Raw genomic sequence first — 21,058 nt, 5'->3', positions numbered from 1 at the left:
TCATGAACTTCGAGCACCTGGCCAGTGATGGCCGGGCGCGCCGCGGCCGCCTCAGCTTCCCGCGAGGCACCGTGGAAACGCCGGCCTTCATGCCGGTGGGCACCTACGGCACCGTCAAGGGCATGACGCCCGAGTCGGTCAAGGAGATCGGCGCCGAGATCATCCTCGGCAACACCTTCCACCTGTGGCTGCGCCCGGGCACCGAGGTCATCGAGGAGCACGGCGACCTGCACGACTTCGCCCAGTGGGACAAGCCGATCCTCACCGACTCCGGCGGCTTCCAGGTGTTCTCGCTCGGCGAGATGCGCAAGATCACCGAGCAGGGGGTGCACTTCCGCTCGCCGGTGGACGGTTCCAAGGTGTTCATGGGCCCCGAGGAATCGATGGCCGCGCAGCGCTCACTGGGCTCGGACATCGTGATGATCTTCGACGAGTGCACGCCCTACCCGGCCACCGAGGACGAGGCCAGGAAGTCGATGGAGATGTCGCTGCGCTGGGCCCAGCGCTCCCGCGACGCCCACGGCGACTCGCCCTCGGCGCTGTTCGGCATCATCCAGGGCGGCATGTATCCCGAGCTGCGCGAGGCCTCGCTCGAGGGCCTCGAGAAGATCGGCTTCGACGGCTACGCCATCGGCGGCCTGTCGGTCGGCGAGCCCAAGGAAGAGATGATCAAGGTGCTCGACTACCTGCCCGAATGGATGCCGGCCGACAAGCCGCGCTACCTGATGGGCGTGGGCAAGCCGGAGGACCTGGTGGAAGGCGTGCGCCGCGGCGTCGACATGTTCGACTGCGTGATGCCGACCCGCAACGCGCGCAACGGCCACCTGTTCACCGGGGAAGGCACGGTCAAGATCCGCAATGCCAAGCACCGCCACGACACCCGTCCGCTGGACGAGGAATGCGACTGCTACACCTGCCGCAACTTCTCCCGCGCCTACCTGCATCACCTCGACCGCTGCGGCGAGATGCTCGGCTCGATGCTCAATACCATCCACAATCTGCGCCATTACCAGCGCCTGATGGCTGGTTTGCGCGGTGCTATCGAAGCGGGTACATTGGCGAACTTCGTGGAAGGGTTCTACGCGCAGCGCGGTCTGCCGGTTCCCCCCGCTCCGAATTGATCGACGGCCGGCCCCCGTGGCCGGCCGTCGAGCGCCGCTGGAAGGCGTCTTGTTTCCCCGCGACTCAGGAGATCGTCGTACATGCTGGACTTCCTCATTTCCCCGGCCATGGCCCAGGACGCTGGCGCCGCTCCGGGCGGTGGCATCGCCCAGATCGTGATGCTGGTCGGCTTCGTGCTGATCTTCTACTTCCTGCTGTGGCGTCCGCAGGCCAAGCGGGCCAAGCAGCACAAGCAGCTGATCGCCGGCCTGTCCAAGGGTGACGAGATCGTCATCGGCGGCGGCATGATGGGCCGCATCACCAAGGTCAGCGAAGACAGCGAGTTCCTGTCCATGGAAATCGCCGAAGGCACCGAGGTCAGCGTCCAGAAGAACGCCGTGGCTTCCGTTCTGCCCAAGGGCACGCTCAAGTCCATCTGATCGGATGCCCCCGCGCCCGCACGCCTACCCGGCCGTGCGGGCTGCCCTGCGACCACCGAGGCGGGGCCCGGCCGACCGGCTCCGCCCGGTGCTCGTGATGGCGCAGCGTCCGTCCCATCATCAGCAACCTGAGGGCAGGGCCCCCATGCTCAATCGTTATCCCCTGTGGAAGTATCTGCTGATACTCCTCGTGCTCTCCGTCGGCCTGATCTACTCTCTCCCCAACCTCTTCCCCGAGGACCCGGCGGTACAGATCAGCAGCGACGGGGGCGACTTCAACCTCGACCAACGCCGCCTCGAGCAGCTCGAGAGCTCCCTCACCGACGCCGGCCTCGGCATCCAGTCCGTCGAACGCGACGCCGGCAGCGTGCTGATCCGTCTCGACAACGCCGACGACCAGATCCAGGCCCGCGACATGCTCAGCGAGCGCCTGGGCGACGACTACGTGGTGGCGCTGAACCTGGCCGAATCCACTCCGGGCTGGCTGGAATCGCTGGCTGCCTCCCCCATGACCCTGGGCCTGGACCTGCGCGGCGGCGTGCACTTCCTGCTCGAGGTCGACATGAAGGCGGCCCTGACCCAGCGCCTAGAGGTCAACGCCAGCGCCATGCGCGAGACCCTGCGCGACGAGCGGATCCGCTATCGCAATACCGAGGTCGAGGAACGCTCGATCCACATGGACTTCATGAACGAGGAAGATCGCGACGAGGCCCGCCGCCTGATCAGCCGCGACTTCCCCGAGTTCGAGTACAGTGACCTCGAGCGCGACCGCGGCGCCGGCCTGGCGATGACGCTGACCGACACCGCCGTGCAGGAGATCCAGGACTACGCGGTCAACCAGAACCTGACCACGCTGCGCAACCGCGTCAACGAGCTCGGCGTGGCCGAACCGCTGGTCCAGCGCCAGGGGCCGGCGCGCATCGTCGTCGAGCTGCCCGGCGTGCAGGACACCGCCGCGGCCAAGCGCATCGTCGGCGCCACCGCCAACCTGGAGTTCCGCCTCGAGGCGCGGCCGGACACCCCGGAGGCCGAGACCGAGACCTATGCCTTCCGCAACGCGGAACGCACCGCCACCCTGATGCGCGACGTCATCATCACCGGCGACAGCGTCTCGAACGCCAACCGCAGCTTCGACGAGAACGGTCGGCCCCAGGTCAACATCAACCTGGACGGCACCGGCGGCACCCTGATGAACCGCGCCACCCGCACCAACATCGGACGCAACATGGCGGTGCTGTTCATCGAGCACAAGACCCGCGAGCGCACGGTGATGGAGGACGGCGAGGAAACCGTCGTACGTTCGCCCTACACCGAGCGCAGCATCATCAGCCTGGCCACCATCCAGAGCGCGCTGGGCAACAGCTTCCGCATCACCGGGCTGGACTCGCCCACCGAGGCGGCCGACCTGGCGCTGCTGCTGCGTTCCGGCTCGCTGGCCGCGCCGATCTACTTCGCCCAGGAGCGCACCATCGGGCCGAGCCTCGGCCAGAAGAACATCGAACGCGGCATCCTCTCGGTGCAGATCGGCCTGCTGCTGGTCGTGGCCTTCATGCTGATCCGCTACAAGGTGTTCGGGGTGATCGCCAACGTCGCGCTGGCCTTCAACCTGGTGATGCTGGTGGCGGCCATGTCGCTGCTCGGGGCCACGCTCACGCTGCCCGGCATCGCCGGTATCGTGCTGACGCTGGGCATGGCGGTGGATGCCAACGTGCTGATCTTCGAGCGCATACGCGAGGAGATGCGCGGCGGGCTCTCGGCCCAGCAGGCCATCCACGCCGGCTACGAGCGCGCCTTCACCTCGATCGTCGATGCCAACATCACCACCCTGCTGGTGGCGTTGATCCTGTTCTCGATCGGCACCGGCCCGGTCAAGGGCTTCGCCGTGACGCTGTCGCTGGGCATCCTGACCTCGCTGTTCACCTCGCTGATGGTGACCCGCGCCATGGTCAACCTGTGCTACGGCCGCAAGCCCGTGAAGAAGCTCTGGATTTAGGAGAAGGCCATGCAATCGTTCATCAATCGACAGCTCGACTTCATGGGCAAACGCCGGCTGGCCTTCATCGCCTCCGGGATGATGCTGCTGGTGTCGATCGTCGCCCTGCTGGTCAACGGGCTCAACCTGGGCCTGGACTTCACCGGCGGCACCCTGGTCGAGGTCCGCTACGCCACCGCGCCGGCGCTGGCCAGCGTGCGTGAGGCCCTGGAAGCCGCCGGCTTCCAGGACGTGGCGGTGCAGACCTTCGGCGCCTCCACCGAGGTGCTGATCCGCCTGCAGCAGGCCTTCGATGCCGGCGTCGGCGACCAGGTGGTCGACCTGCTGAACCAGGGCGGCGCCAGCGTCGACCTGGTGCGCGCCGAATTCGTCGGCGCCCAGGTCGGCGACCAGCTCCGCGACCAGAGCGGCATGGGCATGCTGGTGGCGCTCGGCATCGTGATGCTCTACGTCGCCTTCCGCTTCCAGTACAAGTTCGCCCTCGGCGCCCTGCTGGCCCTCGTCCACGACGTGGTGATCGTGATCGGCGCCTTCGCCCTGTTCGGCTTCGAGTTCGACCTCACGGTGCTGGCCGCGGTGCTGGCGGTGATCGGCTACTCGCTCAACGACACCATCGTGGTCTACGACCGCATCCGCGAGAACATCCGCAAGTCGCGCATCGACGACATGCCGGCGATCTTCAACGAGGCGATCAACCAGACCCTGTCGCGGACCCTGGCCACCTCCGGCACCACCCTGCTGGTGCTGCTGGCGCTGCTGATCCTGGGCGGCGACATGATTCACTACTTCGCCGTCGCGCTGATCATCGGCATCGCCGTGGGTACCTTCTCGTCGATCTACGTGGCCGCGGCCCTGCTGCTGCCGCTGAAGCTCAGTCGCGAGGATCTGATCCCGGCCAGGAAGGAAGATCCGGAGGCCGAGGAGCTGCCCTGACGGCATTGCCTCACCATCCGTTCACGACACCCCGCTTCGGCGGGGTGTCGTCGTTCAGGGCGGCAACACTTCCCTCGTCCGCCTGGCGACGTCGACTTTAGGCGTCCCCGAGGCGGAGGACTTTCCCGCAAAGGCGTGCCGAATCATCTTCTTAACGCTTCCGATAACTGTTTGAATATCAAATAGCCGGAATCCATATATTAGACGCTATCCCAGGACGCTCCCTAGGCTTTGCCTGCTAAATAATAACGAGCGAGGAGCGCGCGATGACACAACGCAGACTCGGCATCGTCGAGAAAATCGGCTTCGGCATGGGCGATGCCGGCAACAACATGACCTTCGCCGCCGTGGTCATGTATCTCTCGTACTTCTATACCGACGTCTACGGCATCTCCCCCGCCGTGGTCGGCACGATCTTCCTCTCGATGCGCTTCGTGGATGCCATCACCGATCCCCTGATGGGCGCGCTCGCCGACCGCACCCGCAGCCGCTGGGGGCGTTTCCGGCCCTACCTGCTGTTCGTGCCGGTGCCGCTGGCCGTGGCCTGCGTGCTGATGTTCACCACTCCCGAGTGGTCCGGCACGGCCAAGATCGCCTACGCCTTCGCCACCTACTTCATCATGTCGCTGCTCTATACCGCGGTGAACATCCCCTACTGCGCGCTGGGGGGCGTGATCACCGACGATCACCGCGAGCGCGTGTCGTTCCAGTCCTGGCGCTTCATCCTGGTCGGCGTGGCCTACCTGATCCTCAACAGCGGCCTGATGCCGCTGGTCGAATGGATCGGCGGCGATGACGAGGCCAAGGGCTTCCAGTACAGCATGACCATCATGTCGGCGATCGGGCTCGGGATGTTCCTGTTCTGCTTCCTGACCGTGAGGGAACGCGTGCACCCGACGCCGACGCAACACGACCGGCTGGCCGCCAAGCTCAAGGCCCTGGCCATGAACCTGAAGTGGCGGATCGTGCTCGGCGTGACCTTCCTGCAGGCGCTGCAGTTCTTCCTGCGGCAGGGGGCGGCGATCTACTTCGCCACCTACGTGCTGGGCTTCGGCACCCTGGGCATTTCGGCGTTCATCACCAGCGGCGCGCTCGCCAGCATCGCCGGGACCGCGCTATCGCCTCGGCTGAGCCGGCGCATCAGCAAGCGCAAGGTGTTCCAGGCCAGCACCCTGGCCCTGATCGCGGCCTCCTGCCTGCTGTTCCTGGTGCCCGGCCAGTGGGCCATCGTGGCGAGCCTGCTCTTCGTGCTGGTCAGCTTCATGCACGGCGTCGGCGCCCCCATCTCCTGGGCGCTGATGGCCGACGCCGAGGACTACGGCGAGTGGAAGACCGGACAGCGCAACACCGGGGTCTCCTTCGCCGGCAACCTGTTCTTCCTCAAGATGGGGCTGGCGGTCTCGGGCGGGATGATCGGGTTCCTGCTGTCGTGGGGCGGCTATCAGGCCAATGTCGACCAGCAGAGCGACTCGGCGCTGCTGGTCATCAGCCTGCTGCTGACCCTGATCCCCGCCATCGTCTGCCTGCTGATGTTCTGGGCCACCTACCTGTTCGGCCTGAACGACGATGACATGGACGAGGTACGCGCCGCCCTCCAGCAGCGCCGACCCGATGACGGCACGCCGTCCCCGGCCGCCGATCCCGCCTCCGGCGAGGCCTCGGCCTACACCTGATGCCGACGCACTTCCGTGCCACACGGCTCCCTGAAACGCGAGACGCCACCCCGAGGGGTGGCGTCGTCGTGGCTGGACGGGCCTCTTGCGAGGCGTCGGCTCAGTCCTGGGTCACCGGCTCCCGGGCGCGGCGCACCGCGCCGGCCAGCGAGCGGGTCAGCTCGAGCACGCCGCGCGAGGCCTCGGTGGGGCTCTCGGCCGCGGCCACGGTGTCGGTCAGCGCCGAGCCGACCACCACCGCGTCGGCGAAGCGGGCGATGCGCTCGGCCTGCTCGGGAGTGCGGATGCCGAAGCCGACGCCGATCGGCAGGTCGGAGTGCACGCGGATGGCCTCGACCTCCTGCGCCACGCGCTCGGCGGATGGCGCGGCGGCGCCGGTCACGCCGGTGCTGGAGACGTAGTAGAGGAAGCCCGAGGTGTTCTCGAGCACCAGCGGCAGGCGCCTGGCGTCGGTGGTCGGGGTCGCCAGGCGGATGAAGTCGAGGCCGTGGGCCTGGGCCGGCAGGCACAGCTCGGCGTCGTGCTCCGGCGGCAGGTCGACCACGATCAGCCCGTCGACGCCGGCCTCGGCGGCCTCGGCGAGAAAGGCCTCGACGCCCATGCAGTAGATGGGGTTGTAGTAGCCCATCAGCACCACCGGGGTGGCGTCGTCGCGCTCGCGCAGGACACGCACCATGTCCAGGGTCCTGGCCATGGTCTGCCCGCCTTCCAGGGCGCGCAGGGTGGAGGCCTGGATAGAGGGGCCGTCCGCCATCGGGTCGGTGAAAGGCATGCCCAGCTCGATCACGTCGGCGCCGGCCTCGGGCAGCGCCAGCAGGGTCTCGAGGCTGGTGTCGTAGTCGGGATCGCCAGCGCTGATGAAGGTGACGAGGCCGGCGCGGTCGGCGGCCTTGAGCTCGTCGAAGCGGCGCGCGATGCGGTCGTGGCGTTGGGTCATCGTCTCTCTCCTCATTGTGCCGGTGCGTCGGCGGCCAGCTCGTCGGCCAGGCGTTCGGTGACGGTGGTCATGTCCTTGTCGCCGCGCCCGCTCAGGTTCAGCACCATGACGTGATCCTCGGGCAGCGTCGGCGCCAGCTTGATCGCGTGGGCGATGGCGTGGGACGACTCCAGCGCCGGGATGATGCCTTCCAGGCGGCACAGGGTCTTGAAGGCGTCGAGCGCCTCGTCGTCGGTCACGGCGACGTACTCGGCGCGGCCGACCTCGTGCAGCCAGGCGTGCTCGGGGCCGATGCCCGGATAGTCCAGCCCCGCCGAGATGGAGTGCGCGTCGGTGATCTGGCCCTCGGCGGACTGCAGCAGGAAGGTGCGGTTGCCGTGCAGCACGCCAGGGCTGCCGCCCTGCAGGCTGGCGGCGTGCTTGCCGGTGTCCAGGCCTTCGCCGGCGGCTTCCACGCCGATCAGGCGCACGCTCTCGTCCTCGAGGAAGGGGTGGAACAGGCCCATGGCGTTGGAGCCGCCGCCGATGCAGGCCACCAGCGAGTCGGGCAGCCGCCCCTCCTTCTCGGCCAGCTGCTCGCGCACCTCCTGGCCGATCACCGACTGGAAGTCACGCACCATGGCCGGATACGGGTGCGGGCCGGCCACGGTGCCGATGATGTAGAAGGTGTCCGCGACGTTGGTCACCCAGTCGCGCAGGGCGTCGTTCATCGCGTCCTTCAGGGTGCCGGTGCCGCTGGTCACCGGGATCACCCTGGCGCCCAGCAGCTTCATGCGCTGCACGTTGGGCTGCTGGCGGTCGATGTCGGTGCTGCCCATGTAGATGATGCATTCCATGCCGAAGCGGGCCGCCACGGTGGCGGTGGCCACGCCGTGCATGCCGGCGCCGGTCTCGGCGATGATGCGCTTCTTGCCCATGCGCCGGGCCAGCAGCACCTGGCCGATGCAGTTGTTGATCTTGTGCGCGCCGGTATGCATCAGGTCTTCGCGCTTGAGATAGATCCGCGCGCCGCCGAGCGCCTCGGTCAGCCGCTCGGCAAGATACAGCGGGCTCTCGCGGCCGATGTAGTCGCGGCGCAGCGCGTCGAGCTCGGCGTGGAAGTCCGGGTCCTGCTTGGCCGACTCATAGGCTTCCTGCAGCTCGAGGATCAGCGGCATCAGGGTTTCGGCGACGAAGCGACCACCGAAGCGGCCGAAGAAGCCATCGGCATCGGGGGCGATCTCGGCGGTGGGGTGCGGCAGACCCATGGTGACGACTCCTGATGATCAGTGGGGAATGGCCACCACGATAAATCGCGCCGCACCCTGTGATAAGCGATCATTGCTCGCTAATCTGTGAGAAAAGCTGACATGACTGGAGCCCGTCTTGAGTGATCGACTGCCCTCGCTGAATGCCCTGCGCGCCTTCGACGAGACGGCCCGCACGCTGAGCGTCACGCGCGCCGCCGAGGCGCTTCACGTCACCCATGGCGCGGTCAGCCGCCAGCTCAGGCAGCTCGAGGAACAGCTCGGGGTGACGCTGTTCCGGCGCCAGGGCCGCGGCCTGGCGCTGACCCAGGAGGGCGAGCTGTTGCGTGCCTCGACCTCACAGGCCTTCGAGCGCCTCGGCCAGGCCTGCACCCAGCTGCGCCGACGCGCCTCGGAGGCGCCGCTGGTGCTCGGCTGCCCCGGCAGCTTCCTGGCCCGCTGGTTCATCCCTCGACTGGATCGGCTGAAGGCCCAGTGCCCGGAGCTGAACCTGCACCTGACCGCCGACGACGAAGTCGCCGGCCGGCTCGGTACCGACGTCGACGCCGTGCTGCGCTTCGCCGAGCCGCCCTGGCCCGACGGGGTGCGGGTCGTCGAGCTGGCCCCGGAGCGCATGGGGCCGGTGCTGGCACCGGAACTGCTCGAGGACGCCAGCCCGGCTACCGCCCCTGCCGCGCTGACCACGCTGCCGATGCTGCATACCCAGTCGCGCCCCCAGGCCTGGTCGCAGTGGTTCGCGGCCCGAGGGCTGGACCCCGCGACGATGCGCCACGACCAGTCGTTCGAGCACCTGCACTACATGCTCGAGGCGGCGCTGGTAGGCCTGGGCGTGGCCATCGCGCCGTCCTACCTGGTGGAGGAAGACCTGCGCACGGGCCGGCTTGTCGCGCCCTGGGGCTTCATCGAGACCCCGGCCCGGCTCGGGCTGTGGCTGCCGACGGGCGCCCCGCGGCGGGACATCGATCGACTGGTCGAGTGGCTCAAGCAGGAGCTGGCCCGCTCCAGCGGCTGACGCCTCGCGCCAGCCTCTCGCCTCTCCCACACAGCAAAAAGCCCCCGGGGTCGCCGGGGGCTTCTCGTGCCGCGTGCCGCCGAGTGGGCGGCGGGCTCGCCTCGGGTCGTGCCTAGGCGACGCCCTGCGCCTCGTCGTCCGTATCGGGAGCGAAGACTTCGCGGGCATGATGATAGAGCACGCCGGCGTAGCCGTTGCGCTGCATCACCTTGAGGATCTTGGCCGGGTTCTCGTCATCCAGGGCGCGACGCAGCTTGTCGCGCTGCTCGTCGTCCAGCGACTCGTGCCAGTGGTAGGGCTCGCCATTCGCGCTGGCCGCCTCGGCACGGCGGATCAGGTCCATCTCGACCCGGCCGCCGTAGCGGTACAGCAGGTCGTAGCCTTCCTGGAGATGCAGGGCCGGCACGTCGCACGGTTTCTCCAGGCTTTCCAGCACGTTGTAGTAGTAATAGCTGAGCGGTTCCATCATCACTCCTCTCGCGAATGAGGGGCATGGCCCGGCCGGTGAAGAGAGGGTGGCCGGGGTGCATGGAGCCGGGGCGAAAAAATGCCGCCGACCTCCCCACGCTACACCCAGTGGCGCGCCCAGAACAGTCTCGAGAACGTCATACTTCTGTCGCTGCTCCCCTGAAACGCAGACGCCCCCGCGGCTGGGCCGCGGGGGCGTCTCGTCATCCGCCGACGTCGTCAGGCGCCGAGGCTCAGAAGTGCGGCTTGAGCTGCTTCAGCAGGGCCTTGAACATCCGCGGTCCGGCGGCCATCAGCTGGCCATCGGTGGTCACCGAGGGCTGGCCGTCCGGCGTGCCCTGCAGGGCGCCGGTTTCCTTGAGCAGCAGCGAGCCGACCAGCAGGTCCTGCTCGTCGATGCCCATCACGAAGGCGGCGTCGACGCGGCCGGCGGCCAGATCGGCGAGGTCCAGCAGGCCGCAGCCGGAGGCGCGCATCAGGTCCACCTGGGGCGCCAGCTGCTGGGTGACGGTCAGGTAGGACGGCAGCTGGCGCTCACGCACCCAGCTTTCCGGCAGGCTCATGGCGATGCGGGAGCCGGGGATCGCAGTGGCCTTGGAGACGCGCAGGCGCTTGCCGTTGAGCTGGGCACCGCGGCCGCGGCTGGCCAGGTACTCGTCATCGCTGAAGGGGCAGATCACCACCGCATGCTCCGGGCGGCCCTTGACCAGGCATACCAGCGACAGTGCGAAGCTCGGCGCGGCGACGGCCAGGTTGGAGTAGCCGTGGAAGGGTTCGATGCGCCACAGCACGTCGGCGCCCTCGCCTTCGCCGGCGCGGTGCGGCGTGTAGCGGCCGACGACGCCGTGCTGGGGGTAGCCACGGGACAGCTGGCGGGTGATCAGCGCCTCGGCGTTGCGGGCGGTGTCCTCGAGCAGCTTGTCGAGATTGTGTTCTTCGTGGGCGTTCTCGATACGCTCACGGATACGCAGAAACTGTTCGCCGGCGCTGCGTGCGGCACGCAGGGCGTACTGGACCATCGGATGCATGATCGGGCCTTGGGGAGTCGGTGGTGTTAAAGAACGGAGATCGGCGCGCATCCTAGCAGAAGCACGGGAGCCGCGCCACGCAAAGCCGCGGCATGCTAGACTCTCGCCCCTTCACCATCGACGCGACACCAGACAGGCCCTCCCCATGCTCGAGCGCATCCGCATCGTCCTGATCGGCACCAGCCATCCCGGTAACATCGGCGGCACCGCCCGCGCCATGCACAACATGGGCCTGGCGGACCTGGCCCTGGTGGCGCCGCGCTGCGAACCGCTCACCGCCGATACCGTCTCGCGGGCCTCCGGCGCCGACGCGCTGGTCCACGCCGCCCGCACCGTGGAGACCCTGGAGGAAGCGGTCGCCGACTGCACCCTGGTGGTCGGCGCCAGCGCCCGCTCGCGTACCCTGCCCTGGCCGATGATCACGCCCCGCGCGCTCGGCGAGCGACTGCCCGAGGAACTGGCCGCCCCGGGCGGCCGTGTGGCGCTGGTCTTCGGCCGCGAGGACAGCGGCCTGACCAACGCCGAGCTGCAGCGCTGCCATGCCCATGTGCACATCCCCACCAACCCGGACTTCAGCTCGCTGAACCTGGCCGCCGCGGTGCAGGTACTGGCCTACGAGTGCCGGCTGGCGTGGATGGAACACGGCGAGACGCCGGCGGCGTCCGCGGAGAAAGACGATGCCCAGCCGCTGGCCAGCCACGAGGAGCTGGAGCACTACTTCACGCACCTCGAGCGCACCCTGATCGCGATCGGCTTCCACGATCCGGCCCAGCCCCGCCAGTTGATGGCGCGGCTGCGTCGCTTCACGCTGCGCGCCCGCCCGGAGCGCATGGAACTCAACATCCTGCGCGGCATCCTCTCGAACACCGAGAAGCTGGCCCGGCCGGAGCAGCCGTCCACCGGCGAGCGGGCCTCCGGCGAGCCCGGCAGCGACTGAGCCGGTGCCGGGGGTGCGGCGGGCCACGGCTTGAAGCCGGCCCGCCGCACCCCCACTATGAAGACATTCCCCGCTCCCGTTCGGCCGCTTGCCCCGCAACGCCTGGCTCTTCAACCAAGGACCCGCCGCATGTTTCAACGTCTGCGCGAAGACATCAACAGCGTATTCGACCGTGACCCGGCGGCGCGCAACTTCCTGGAAGTGCTCACCAACTATCCCGGACTGCACGCCCTGCTCGTCCATCGGCTCAGCCACTGGCTGTGGCAGAAGAACCTCAAGTGGCTGGCCCGCACCCTGTCGAGCCTGGCGCGCTGGTTCACCGGCATCGAGATCCACCCCGGGGCGACCATCGGCCGGCGCTTCTTCATCGACCACGGCATGGGCGTGGTGATCGGCGAGACCGCCGAGGTCGGCGACGACGTCACCCTCTACCAGGGCGTGACCCTGGGCGGCACCAGCTGGAACAAGGGCAAGCGCCATCCGACCCTGGAGGACGGCGTCATCGTCGGCGCCGGGGCCAAGATCCTCGGCCCGTTCACCGTCGGCGCCGGGGCCAAGGTCGGCTCCAACGCCGTGATCACCAAGGAGGTGCCGGCCGGCGCCACCGTGGTCGGCATCCCCGGCAAGGTGGTCAAGCGCGACGAGCCCGACACCGTCACCCCGCTGGAGGTCGACCCGGAACGCCGCGAGGCCATGCGCCGCAAGTTCGGCTTCGACGCCTATGGCGTCAGCCAGGACATGCCCGACCCGGTGGCTCGCTCGATGCAGGCCATGCTCGACCACATGCACGCCGTCGACGAGCGCCTCGAGCGCATGTGCACCACCCTGCGCAGCATCGACGCCGGCTTTCGCGACAGCAATCTGCCCGAGCTGCGCGACGAGGACTTCGCCAACGTCCTCGCCGACGTGGACAGCTGCTGCGGCCCTCAGGACGAGCCCCAGGGCGACAAGACCGCGGATGCCCAGGACCACACCGAGGCCGAAGGCGGCGACACCGCCGCGCGCCGCCGCCAGAATGGTTGACCGTGATACTCGGGCTTCCTCATAATATTGGCCCGATCCGACGCCGCCGGAATCGGCCCGCCTCGCCGCTGGCCGACGCCCGCGCCGGCACCGAGGTAATGCCCCCATGCGCCTGACCACCAAGGGACGCTACGCCGTCACCGCCATGCTCGACCTGGCCATGCATGCCGACGAAGGCCCCACCAGCCTCGCCGACATCTCGCGTCGCCAGGAAATCTCGCTGTCCTACCTCGAGCAGCTGTTCGCCCGCCTGCGGCGCGCCAGGCTGGTGGACAGCGTGCGCGGTCCGGGTGGCGGCTACCTGCTGGCGCTGGCGCCGGACGCCATCTCGGTGGCCCGGGTGATCGACGCGGTCAACGAGTCGGTCGACGCCACCCGCTGCGGCGGCCTGTCGGACTGTCAGCAGGGAGACACCTGCCTGACCCACCATCTGTGGAACGAGCTGTCCGACCAGATTCACGGCTACCTCGAGGGCGTGACCCTGGGCCAGCTGGCCGGTCGCGAGGAATTCCAGCGCATCGCCGAACGCCAGCGGCGCCGCCTCGACGACGACCAGATCCCCACCGTCTCGCCCTGAACCCCTTACCGGTCCGATTCCATGAGCGCATCCGTCTACCTCGATTACGCCGCCACCACGCCCGTCGACCCACGCGTCGCCGAGGTGATGAGCCGCTATCTGACCCTGGAAGGCACCTTCGCCAACCCGGCCTCGCGCAGCCACATGCCCGGCTGGCAGGCCGAGCAGGCAGTGGAGAGCGCGCGCCGCCAGGTCGCCGACCTGATCGGCGCCGACCCGCGCGAGATCGTCTGGACCAGCGGCGCCACCGAGGCCGACAACCTGGCGCTGACCGGCTACATGCGCGCCAACCGCGCGCGCGGCAACCACCTGGTGACCTCGACCATCGAGCACAAGGCCGTGGTGGACACCGCTCGCGCCCTCGAGCGGGAAGGCGTCGAGGTGACCTGGCTCGCGCCCGAGTCCGACGGACGCGTCACCCCCGAGGCGCTACGCGCCGCCATGCGCGAGGACACCGTGCTGGTGTCGCTGATGGCGGTGAACAACGAGCTCGGCACCATCAACGACATCGCCGCGCTGGCCGAGGTCGCCCACGCGGGCGGCGCCGTCTTCCACACCGATGCCGCCCAGGCTACCGGCCGCATCGCCCTCGATGTGGCCGCTCAGGGCATCGACCTGATGTCGCTGTCCGGGCACAAGGCCTACGGCCCCAAGGGCGTCGGTGCACTCTACGTGAAACGCGACCCGGACCTGCGCCTCGAGGCGCTGATCCACGGCGGCGGCCACGAGCGCGGCATGCGCTCGGGCACCCTGCCGACCCATCAGATCGCCGGCATGGGCGAGGCCTTCGTCATTGTCGGCCGCGAACACGAGGACGACCAGGCCCGCATCACCGCCCTGCGCGACCGCTTCCTGGCCGGGCTCGAGGGCCTCGAGGGCGTGCATCGCAACACCGCGACCGCGCACTCGGTGCCCAACATCCTCAACCTGGCCTTCGAGGGCGTCGACGGCGAATCGCTGCTGATGGCGCTGCGCGATATTGCGCTGTCCACCGGCTCGGCCTGCAACTCCGCCAGCGTCGAGCCATCCTATGTATTGAAAGACATCGGCGTGCCACGCCGCTTGGCGCTCGCCTCGCTACGCTTCAGCTTCGGCCGCTTCACCACCGAGGCCGACATCGACCGCACCCTGGAGGCCCTGCGCCACGCCCTCACCGGGCTTCGCCGCTAGCCTCCGACGCCGCAGGAGAACCACCATGGCGACACTTTCGATCACCACCGCCGCCGCCGACCAGATCCGTCGGGTGCTCGACGAACGCGGCCACGGCCTGGGCCTGCGGGTCTCGGTCAAGCCCAGCGGCTGTTCCGGCTACAGCTACGTGCTCGACTTCGCCGACGAGGCGGCCAACGACGACATCATCGTCGAGGAGCACGGCGTGAAGGTCTACGTGGCTCCGGACGCGCTGGAAGTGCTCGACGGCAGCGAAGTGGACTACGTCTCGGAAGGGCTCAACCGCTACTTCCGCTTCAACAATCCCAACGTCAAGGACGAGTGCGGCTGCGGCGAAAGCTTCAGCGTCTGAGCCCGCCGCGCCGATTGTCCATCGCCGCTCGGGGACGGTATACTCTGCGCCCAATTCGGCGCCCGGCGCCGAGACGCCTCTTTACTCCGGCCTCGCGCCACCCCGGCCCTCCCGGGGTGGCGCGAGGCCGTCAACGCTCGTGACTTCCCAGACTGGAGAACATACCCATGGCTAACGAACGCACCCTGTCCATCATCAAGCCCGACGCCGTCGCCAAGAACGCCATCGGCGAGATCGAGAGCCGCTTCGAGAAGGCCGGCCTGAAGATCGTTGCCGCCAAGATGCTGCAGCTGTCCCAGGAGCAGGCCGAAGGCTTCTACGCCGAGCACAGCGAGCGTCCGTTCTTCGGCGCCCTGGTCGGCTTCATGACCTCCGGTCCGGTCGTCGTGCAGGTGCTGGAAGGCGAGAACGCCATCGCCGCCAACCGCGACCTGATGGGCGCCACCAACCCGAAGGAAGCCGAAGCCGGCACCATCCGCGCCGACTTCGCCGAGTCCATCGACGCCAACGCCGTCCACGGTTCCGACTCTCCGGAATCCGCGGCCCGCGAAATCGCCTACTTCTTCGAAGACAGCGAGATCTGCGCCCGCTAAGGAAACGCCGATTCGGGGCGCGCCCGCGCCTCGACTCCGCGGTTTCCTCTCGGACCGGCAGCCTCACTGCCGCGCGGGGGCCTCTTCCGGCCCCCGCACCCAGCCCCACCGACGCCGCTGACCGCCCATGACCGACACCACCGCACCCCAACGCTCCAATCTGCTCGGCATGACGCGCGAGGAGATGGAAGCCTTCTTCCTGTCCATCGGCGAGAAGAAGTTCCGCGCCGCCCAGGTGATGAAGTGGATTCACCACGAGGGCTGCGACGACTTCGCGTCCATGACCAACCTGTCCAAGGCGCTGCGCACGCGTCTCGAGGAAGTCGCCGAGATCCGCGGCCCCAGCGTGGTCTACGAGGGCACCTCCAGCGACGGCACCCGCAAGTGGGTGCTGGAAGTGGAGGACGGCAGCTACGTGGAAACGGTGCTGATCCCCGCCGAGAACGGCAAGCGCCGCACCCTGTGCGTCTCGTCCCAGGTCGGCTGCTCGCTGGACTGCAGCTTCTGCTCCACCGGCAAGCAGGGCTTCCAGCGCAACCTCACCGCCGCCGAGATCATCGGTCAGGTGTGGGTCGCCAGCAACAGCTTCGGCCCGCGCAAGGACACCGCCAATCGCCCGGTCACCAACGTGGTGATGATGGGCATGGGCGAACCGCTACTGAATTACGACAACGTCGTGCCGGCCATGAAGCTGATGCTCGACGACAACGGATACAGCCTTTCCAAGCGCCGCGTCACGCTCTCCACCTCGGGCGTGGTGCCGATGCTCGACCGCCTCGGCGACGAGCTCGACGTGAGCCTGGCCATCTCGCTGCACGCCGCCAACGACGAGCTGCGCAACGAGCTGGTACCGCTCAACCGCAAGTACGACATCCGCACCCTGCTCGACGCCTGCCAGCGCTACCTGGGCAAGTGCGACGACACCCGCGTGGTCACCATCGAGTACACCCTGATCAAGGACGTCAACGATCAGCAGGAACACGCGCGCGAGCTCGCCGAGCTGCTCAAGGAGCTGCCGTGCAAGATCAACCTGATCCCGTTCAATCCCTTCCCGCACTCGGGCTACGAGAAGCCGTCGCGCAACCAGACCATGCGCTTCCAGCAGTGGCTGGCCGACCTGGGCTACACCGCGCCGGTCCGCTCCACCCGCGGCGATGACATCGATGCCGCCTGTGGCCAGCTGGTGGGCCGGGTCAAGGATCGCACCAAGCGCCACGCGCGCTACATCCAGTCGATCCAGATCGACGCCGACTGAGCCCCGGGGGCGCCTTGACTTCAACCGGGCACGGCGCTTTGATGGTCGGGCCTTTTTTACCCACGGTCGCGCGGCCCCATGCCGCCGCCCAGCGAGGATACCATGACACGCCGCCCGCACGGTTCCCGACTGTTATCCGTCACCGTCGTCCTGGCGAGCGTTCTCTGGCTGACCGGCTGCGCCACCCGGTCCGACGTGGCGCCGCCCGCAGCGGACACCGGCGACCCCGTGGCCGCCTATACCCGGCTCGGCACCGCCTACCTGGAGCGCAACAACCTGCCTCGCGCGCTCTCGGCCCTGGACCGCGCCCTGGAGATCGACGACGACGCCCCCGAGGCGCTGCAGGCCATGGCCATCGTCTATCAACGCCAGGGCGAGGACGCGCTCGCCGACGAGACCTTCCAGCAGGCCATCGACGCCGCCCCCGACCTGACCCGGGCACGCAACAACTATGCCGCCTTCCTGTATGATCAGGGGCGCATCCGCGAGGCCTGTCATCAGCTCGAGCAGGCCGCCGCCGATACCCAATATGCCAATCGCGCCCAGCTGTTCACCAACCTGGGCCAGTGTCAGCGGCGCCTCGGCGACATCGAGGCCGCGCGCCACAGCCTGCAGCGTGCCCAGAGCATCGACCCGCGTCGCGCGGACAGCTACCTGCGCCTGGCCCAGCTCGAAGTCGACCAGGGGCGCTACGCGGTCGCCGAGCAGCAGCTGCAGCGCTACCGGCGCCTGGCCGGCCCCACGCCCGCGGCGCGGCAGCTGTCCGAGGAGCTGTCACGCGCCCGGGGCGAACGCTCCACGGCCGCCGTCGAGGCGCCCTGACGCCGTTTTTTCATGAAGGATGCACGCATGAGCGACAACCCTTATTCGGAGCCCGACGCCGCCCCCCAGGCCTCGCCCGGCGAGCTGCTGCGCCGCCAGCGCGAAGCCCAGGCGCTGTCCCGCGACGAGGTCGCCGAGGCCCTGAATCTGCGGCCGGCGGTGATCGACGGCCTGGAACGCGACGACTACGAAGAGGTGCCGATCGCCACCTACCGTCGCGGCTACCTGCGCAGCTACGCCAATCTGCTGGGCATCGACCCGGCGCCGGTGCTGGCCGCCTACCGGGCCCACAGCGGCGGCGAGGAGCAGGAAAGCAAGGTGACCCCGGTCCACGTGGTCAACAAGCCGCCCTCGAAGCTCGGCGCCTGGCTGTTCCGCCTGGCTACCCTGCTGGTCATCGCCGGCATGGTCGGCCTGACCCTGATGTGGTGGCAGAGCCGCGGCGGCAGCGAGCCGCCCACTCCCGGCGACAACGCCCCGGTGGCGGTGGACAGCCTTGACGGCACCACCATCACCGAGGGCGGCGAGGCCCCGAGCGACGAGCGCACCGGCGACTGGATCCAGGAAGTCGCCGCCACCCGCGCCGAGGAAGCCGCGGCCGAGCCTGACGCCGACACCGACGCCGCCGACAGCACGGGCGAGCCGACCGAGGACGCGACCGCCGACGGCGACGAGACGACCATCGCCGATGCGGATACCGACGCCGCGGGCGACGACAGCGTCGCCGCCGACGAGGCCGACGACGGCAGCGACACCGACACAGAGACCGCCGCCGAGCCGGCTGCCGATCCCCGGGTACTGGAGCTGACCTTCAACGAGCAGTCCTGGACCGAGATCTTCGACGCCACCGACGCACGCGTCTTCGTCGGCCTCCAGCAGCCCGGCACCACGGCCACCGTCGAGGGCGAGCCGCCCTTCCGCCTGACCGTGGGCAACGCCACCGGCGTCGAGCTGAGCTGGCGCGGCGAGCCCGTGGACCTGACCACGCGCACCGGCGCCAACAACGTCGCCCGTTTCACTCTGGGAGAATGAGTCCGACCATGCACGCTACATCGCCCATCACCCGTCGCCAGTCACGCCGCATCCATGTCGGCAAGGTGCCGGTCGGCGGCGGCGCCCCCATCTCCGTCCAGAGCATGACCAACACCGACACGCTCGACGTGGCGGCCACCGTGGCGCAGATCCGCCAGCTGGAGGCGGCAGGCGCCGACATCGTGCGCGTCTCGGTGCCGACCATGGACGCCGCCGAGGCCTTCGGCCGCATCAAGCGCGAGGTCGAGGTGCCGCTGGTCGCGGACATCCACTTCGACTACCGCATCGCCCTGCGCGTCGCCGAGCTCGGCGTCGACTGCCTGCGCATCAACCCCGGCAACATCGGCCGCGAGGACCGCGTCCAGGCCGTGGTCAGCGCCGCCCGCGACAACGGCATCCCGATCCGCATCGGCGTCAACGCCGGTTCGCTGGAGAAGGACCTGCAGAAGAAGTACGGCGAGCCGACCCCGGCCGCGCTGGTCGAGTCCGCGATGCGTCACATCGACCACCTCGAGCGCCTCGACTTCCCCGACTTCAAGGTCAGCGTCAAGGCCTCCGACGTGTTCATGGCCGTGGCCGCCTATCGCGACCTCGCCGGCCGCATCGAGCAGCCGCTGCACCTCGGCATCACCGAGGCCGGCGGGCTGCGTTCGGGCACCGTCAAGTCCTCCATCGGGCTCGGCATGCTGTTGATGGACGGCATTGGCGACACCATCCGCGTGTCGCTGGCGGCCGATCCGGTCGAGGAGATCAAGGTCGGTTTCGACATGCTCAAGAGCCTGCGCCTGCGGGCCAAGGGCATCAACTTCGTCGCCTGCCCGAGCTGCTCGCGCCAGAACTTCGACGTCATCGGCACCATGAACGAACTCGAGGAGCGCCTCGACGACGTGCTCACGCCGCTCGACGTCTCGGTCATCGGCTGCGTCGTCAACGGCCCGGGCGAGGCCAAGGAAAGCGACATCGGCCTGACCGGCGGCAGCCCCGCCAACCTCGTCTACATCGACGGCAAGCCCGCCAGCAAGCTGCGCAACGACCACCTGGTCGACGACCTCGAGCGGATGATCCGCGACAAGGTCCGCGAGAAAGAGCAAGCCGAGCAGGATGTCATCGCCCGGGACGCCTGAGGCGTGCCGACAAGGAGCCAGCATTGAGCAAGAAGATCCAGGCCATTCGTGGCATGAACGACCTGCTGCCGGAGCAGTCCCCGCTGTGGCAGTACTTCGAGGGCCAGGTGCGCACCCTCATGAGCCGCTACGGCTATGACGAGATCCGCACCCCCATCGTCGAGCAGACCGCGCTGTTCAAGCGCTCCATCGGCGAGGTCACCGACATCGTCGAGAAGGAGATGTACACCTTCGAGGACCGCAACGGCGACAGCCTGACGCTGCGTCCCGAGGGCACCGCGAGCTGCGTGCGCGCCGCCATGGAACACGGCCTGCTGCACAACCAGACCCAGCGGCTGTGGTACCAGGGCCCGATGTTCCGCCACGAGCGCCCGCAGAAGGGTCGCTACCGGCAGTTCCACCAGGTCGGCGTGGAGACCTTCGGCCTCGAGGGCCCGGACATCGACGCCGAGCTGATCCTGCTCTCGGCGCGGCTATGGAAGCAGCTCGGCCTGTTCGAGCACGTCACCCTGGAGCTCAACTCCCTGGGCTCGCCGGAGGCGCGCGCCGCCTACCGCGACACCCTGGTGAGCTACTTCCAGCAGCACCTGGACGTGCTCGACGAGGACTCCCGCCGCCGGCTCGAGACCAACCCGCTGCGCATCCTCGACTCCAAGAACCCGGACATGGCCCCGATGCTGGCCGACGCGCCGCGGCTCATGGACCACCTGGACGCCGAGTCGAAGGAACACTTCGAGCGCCTGACCGCCATGCTCGACGCCGCCGGCATCGCCTACGTGGTCAACCCGCGGCTGGTACGCGGCCTGGACTACTACTCGCGCACCGTCTTCGAGTGGACCACCACCGCGCTGGGCAGCCAGGGCACGGTGTGTGCCGGCGGCCGCTACGACGGCCTCGTCGAGCAGCTCGGCGGCAAGGCCGTGCCGGCGGTCGGCTTCGCCATGGGCATCGAGCGCCTGATCCTGCTGCTCGACACCCTGGATCTCGTTCCCGACGAGGCCCGCGGCGACCTGGACGTCTACCTGCTGCCGATGAGCGAGGCCACCGAGTCGGCCGCCCTGCTGCTCGGCGAGCGCCTGCGCGAGGCGCGGCCCGAGCTCGGCGTGCAGCTGCACTGCGGCGGCGGCAGCTTCAAGAGCCGCATCAAGAAGGCCGACAAGAGCGGTGCCCGCCTGGCCCTGCTGCTGGGCGAGGACGAGCTGGCCGAGAACGCCGTGACGCTCAAGTTCCTGCGCGAGGACCGCGAACAGCAACGTCTCGACCAGGACGCCCTCGCCGATACCCTCGCCTCCCTGCTGGCAGGCGACGCCTGACGCTCTAGGACAGACAAGGAGACCGCCC

At 68.7% G+C, this 21,058-nt stretch carries 21 protein-coding genes; 17 read left to right on the top strand and 4 right to left on the bottom strand.

Going from position 1 to position 21,058, the window contains the following annotated elements:
* Positions 1–2: 2 nt before the first annotated feature.
* From tgt to UN84_RS01185, 5 genes are all read left to right on the top strand, one after another.
* On the top strand, positions 3–1,121 hold the full coding sequence (gene tgt, locus UN84_RS01205; RefSeq protein WP_202020715.1) for a tRNA guanosine(34) transglycosylase Tgt: 1,119 nt from the start codon (positions 3–5) through the stop codon (positions 1,119–1,121).
* An 81-nt stretch (positions 1,122–1,202) separates the two neighbouring features.
* Positions 1,203–1,541 (top strand): preprotein translocase subunit YajC, encoded by a 339-nt coding sequence (yajC, locus tag UN84_RS01200; protein ID WP_035593895.1) that lies wholly within the window; start codon positions 1,203–1,205, stop codon positions 1,539–1,541.
* Between the two features lie 145 nt (positions 1,542–1,686).
* The gene (gene secD, locus UN84_RS01195) at positions 1,687–3,534 is read left to right on the top strand and encodes a protein translocase subunit SecD (RefSeq protein ID WP_046079519.1); all 1,848 of its coding nucleotides are present in this window, start codon (positions 1,687–1,689) and stop codon (positions 3,532–3,534) included.
* A gap of 9 nt (positions 3,535–3,543) precedes the next feature.
* On the top strand, positions 3,544–4,467 hold the full coding sequence (gene secF, locus UN84_RS01190; protein WP_046079520.1) for a protein translocase subunit SecF: 924 nt from the start codon (positions 3,544–3,546) through the stop codon (positions 4,465–4,467).
* A 266-nt stretch (positions 4,468–4,733) separates the two neighbouring features.
* On the top strand, positions 4,734–6,140 hold the full coding sequence (locus UN84_RS01185) for an MFS transporter (protein ID WP_046079521.1): 1,407 nt from the start codon (positions 4,734–4,736) through the stop codon (positions 6,138–6,140).
* A 100-nt stretch (positions 6,141–6,240) separates the two neighbouring features.
* Here UN84_RS01185 and trpA read toward each other — a convergent pair whose 3' ends face one another.
* Together trpA and trpB are read right to left on the bottom strand one after the other, a co-directional pair.
* The gene (gene trpA / locus UN84_RS01180; RefSeq protein WP_046079522.1) at positions 6,241–7,077 is read right to left on the bottom strand and encodes a tryptophan synthase subunit alpha; all 837 of its coding nucleotides are present in this window, start codon (positions 7,075–7,077) and stop codon (positions 6,241–6,243) included.
* Between the two features lie 11 nt (positions 7,078–7,088).
* Positions 7,089–8,324 carry a tryptophan synthase subunit beta gene (gene trpB / locus UN84_RS01175; protein ID WP_046079523.1) on the bottom strand — a complete coding sequence of 412 codons (1,236 nt, stop codon included), beginning with the start codon at positions 8,322–8,324 and terminating at the stop codon, positions 7,089–7,091.
* Between the two features lie 118 nt (positions 8,325–8,442).
* On the opposite strand from trpB, the gene UN84_RS01170 reads away from it, so the two are divergent.
* On the top strand, positions 8,443–9,336 hold the full coding sequence (locus UN84_RS01170; protein ID WP_046079524.1) for a LysR family transcriptional regulator: 894 nt from the start codon (positions 8,443–8,445) through the stop codon (positions 9,334–9,336).
* A gap of 112 nt (positions 9,337–9,448) precedes the next feature.
* On the opposite strand, the gene UN84_RS01165 is transcribed toward UN84_RS01170, so the two are convergent.
* The gene (locus tag UN84_RS01165; protein WP_237022343.1) at positions 9,449–9,805 is read right to left on the bottom strand and encodes a hypothetical protein; all 357 of its coding nucleotides are present in this window, start codon (positions 9,803–9,805) and stop codon (positions 9,449–9,451) included.
* Positions 9,806–10,037: 232 nt separating this feature from the next.
* Positions 10,038–10,832 carry an inositol monophosphatase family protein gene (locus UN84_RS01160; protein WP_035593909.1) on the bottom strand — a complete coding sequence of 265 codons (795 nt, stop codon included), beginning with the start codon at positions 10,830–10,832 and terminating at the stop codon, positions 10,038–10,040.
* A gap of 145 nt (positions 10,833–10,977) precedes the next feature.
* Here UN84_RS01160 and trmJ point away from each other — a divergent pair, with 145 nt between their 5' ends.
* The 11 genes from trmJ (at position 10,978) to hisS (ending at position 21,030) form a co-directional block, all read left to right on the top strand.
* Entirely contained in the window at positions 10,978–11,769 is a 792-nt protein-coding gene (gene trmJ / locus UN84_RS01155) for a tRNA (cytosine(32)/uridine(32)-2'-O)-methyltransferase TrmJ (protein WP_046079527.1), read from the top strand.
* 129 nt (positions 11,770–11,898) lie between these two features.
* Entirely contained in the window at positions 11,899–12,792 is an 894-nt protein-coding gene (cysE, locus tag UN84_RS01150; RefSeq protein ID WP_046079528.1) for a serine O-acetyltransferase, read from the top strand.
* 106 nt (positions 12,793–12,898) lie between these two features.
* Positions 12,899–13,369, top strand: coding sequence for an Rrf2 family transcriptional regulator (locus UN84_RS01145; RefSeq protein ID WP_035593913.1), 471 nt, complete (start codon positions 12,899–12,901; stop codon positions 13,367–13,369).
* Positions 13,370–13,390: 21 nt separating this feature from the next.
* On the top strand, positions 13,391–14,539 hold the full coding sequence (locus UN84_RS01140) for an aminotransferase class V-fold PLP-dependent enzyme (RefSeq protein ID WP_046079529.1): 1,149 nt from the start codon (positions 13,391–13,393) through the stop codon (positions 14,537–14,539).
* 25 nt (positions 14,540–14,564) lie between these two features.
* On the top strand, positions 14,565–14,891 hold the full coding sequence (locus tag UN84_RS01135) for a HesB/IscA family protein (RefSeq protein WP_046079530.1): 327 nt from the start codon (positions 14,565–14,567) through the stop codon (positions 14,889–14,891).
* Between the two features lie 167 nt (positions 14,892–15,058).
* Entirely contained in the window at positions 15,059–15,484 is a 426-nt protein-coding gene (ndk, locus tag UN84_RS01130; RefSeq protein WP_046079531.1) for a nucleoside-diphosphate kinase, read from the top strand.
* Positions 15,485–15,611: 127 nt separating this feature from the next.
* Positions 15,612–16,739: a 23S rRNA (adenine(2503)-C(2))-methyltransferase RlmN gene (gene rlmN / locus UN84_RS01125; RefSeq protein WP_035593922.1), complete on the top strand. Its 1,128-nt coding sequence runs from the start codon at positions 15,612–15,614 to the stop codon at positions 16,737–16,739.
* 102 nt (positions 16,740–16,841) lie between these two features.
* Positions 16,842–17,561, top strand: a complete 720-nt coding sequence (gene pilW, locus UN84_RS01120) for a type IV pilus biogenesis/stability protein PilW (RefSeq protein ID WP_035593924.1) — start codon at positions 16,842–16,844, stop codon at positions 17,559–17,561.
* Between the two features lie 27 nt (positions 17,562–17,588).
* Positions 17,589–18,593 (top strand): RodZ domain-containing protein, encoded by a 1,005-nt coding sequence (locus UN84_RS01115; RefSeq protein ID WP_046079532.1) that lies wholly within the window; start codon positions 17,589–17,591, stop codon positions 18,591–18,593.
* An 8-nt stretch (positions 18,594–18,601) separates the two neighbouring features.
* Complete coding sequence (ispG, locus tag UN84_RS01110; RefSeq protein WP_046079533.1) at positions 18,602–19,717, top strand: flavodoxin-dependent (E)-4-hydroxy-3-methylbut-2-enyl-diphosphate synthase; 1,116 nt, start codon at positions 18,602–18,604, stop codon at positions 19,715–19,717.
* Between the two features lie 23 nt (positions 19,718–19,740).
* Positions 19,741–21,030, top strand: coding sequence for a histidine--tRNA ligase (gene hisS, locus UN84_RS01105; protein WP_082090913.1), 1,290 nt, complete (start codon positions 19,741–19,743; stop codon positions 21,028–21,030).
* Positions 21,031–21,058 lie beyond the last annotated feature (28 nt).

Source organism: Halomonas sp. HG01, assembly GCF_000968715.2.
GTDB classification, from domain to species: Bacteria; Pseudomonadota; Gammaproteobacteria; order Pseudomonadales; family Halomonadaceae; genus Halomonas; species Halomonas halophila.
The sequence above is the reverse complement of the archived record's forward strand: the minus strand, read 5'-3'. Positions and strand labels throughout refer to the sequence as shown.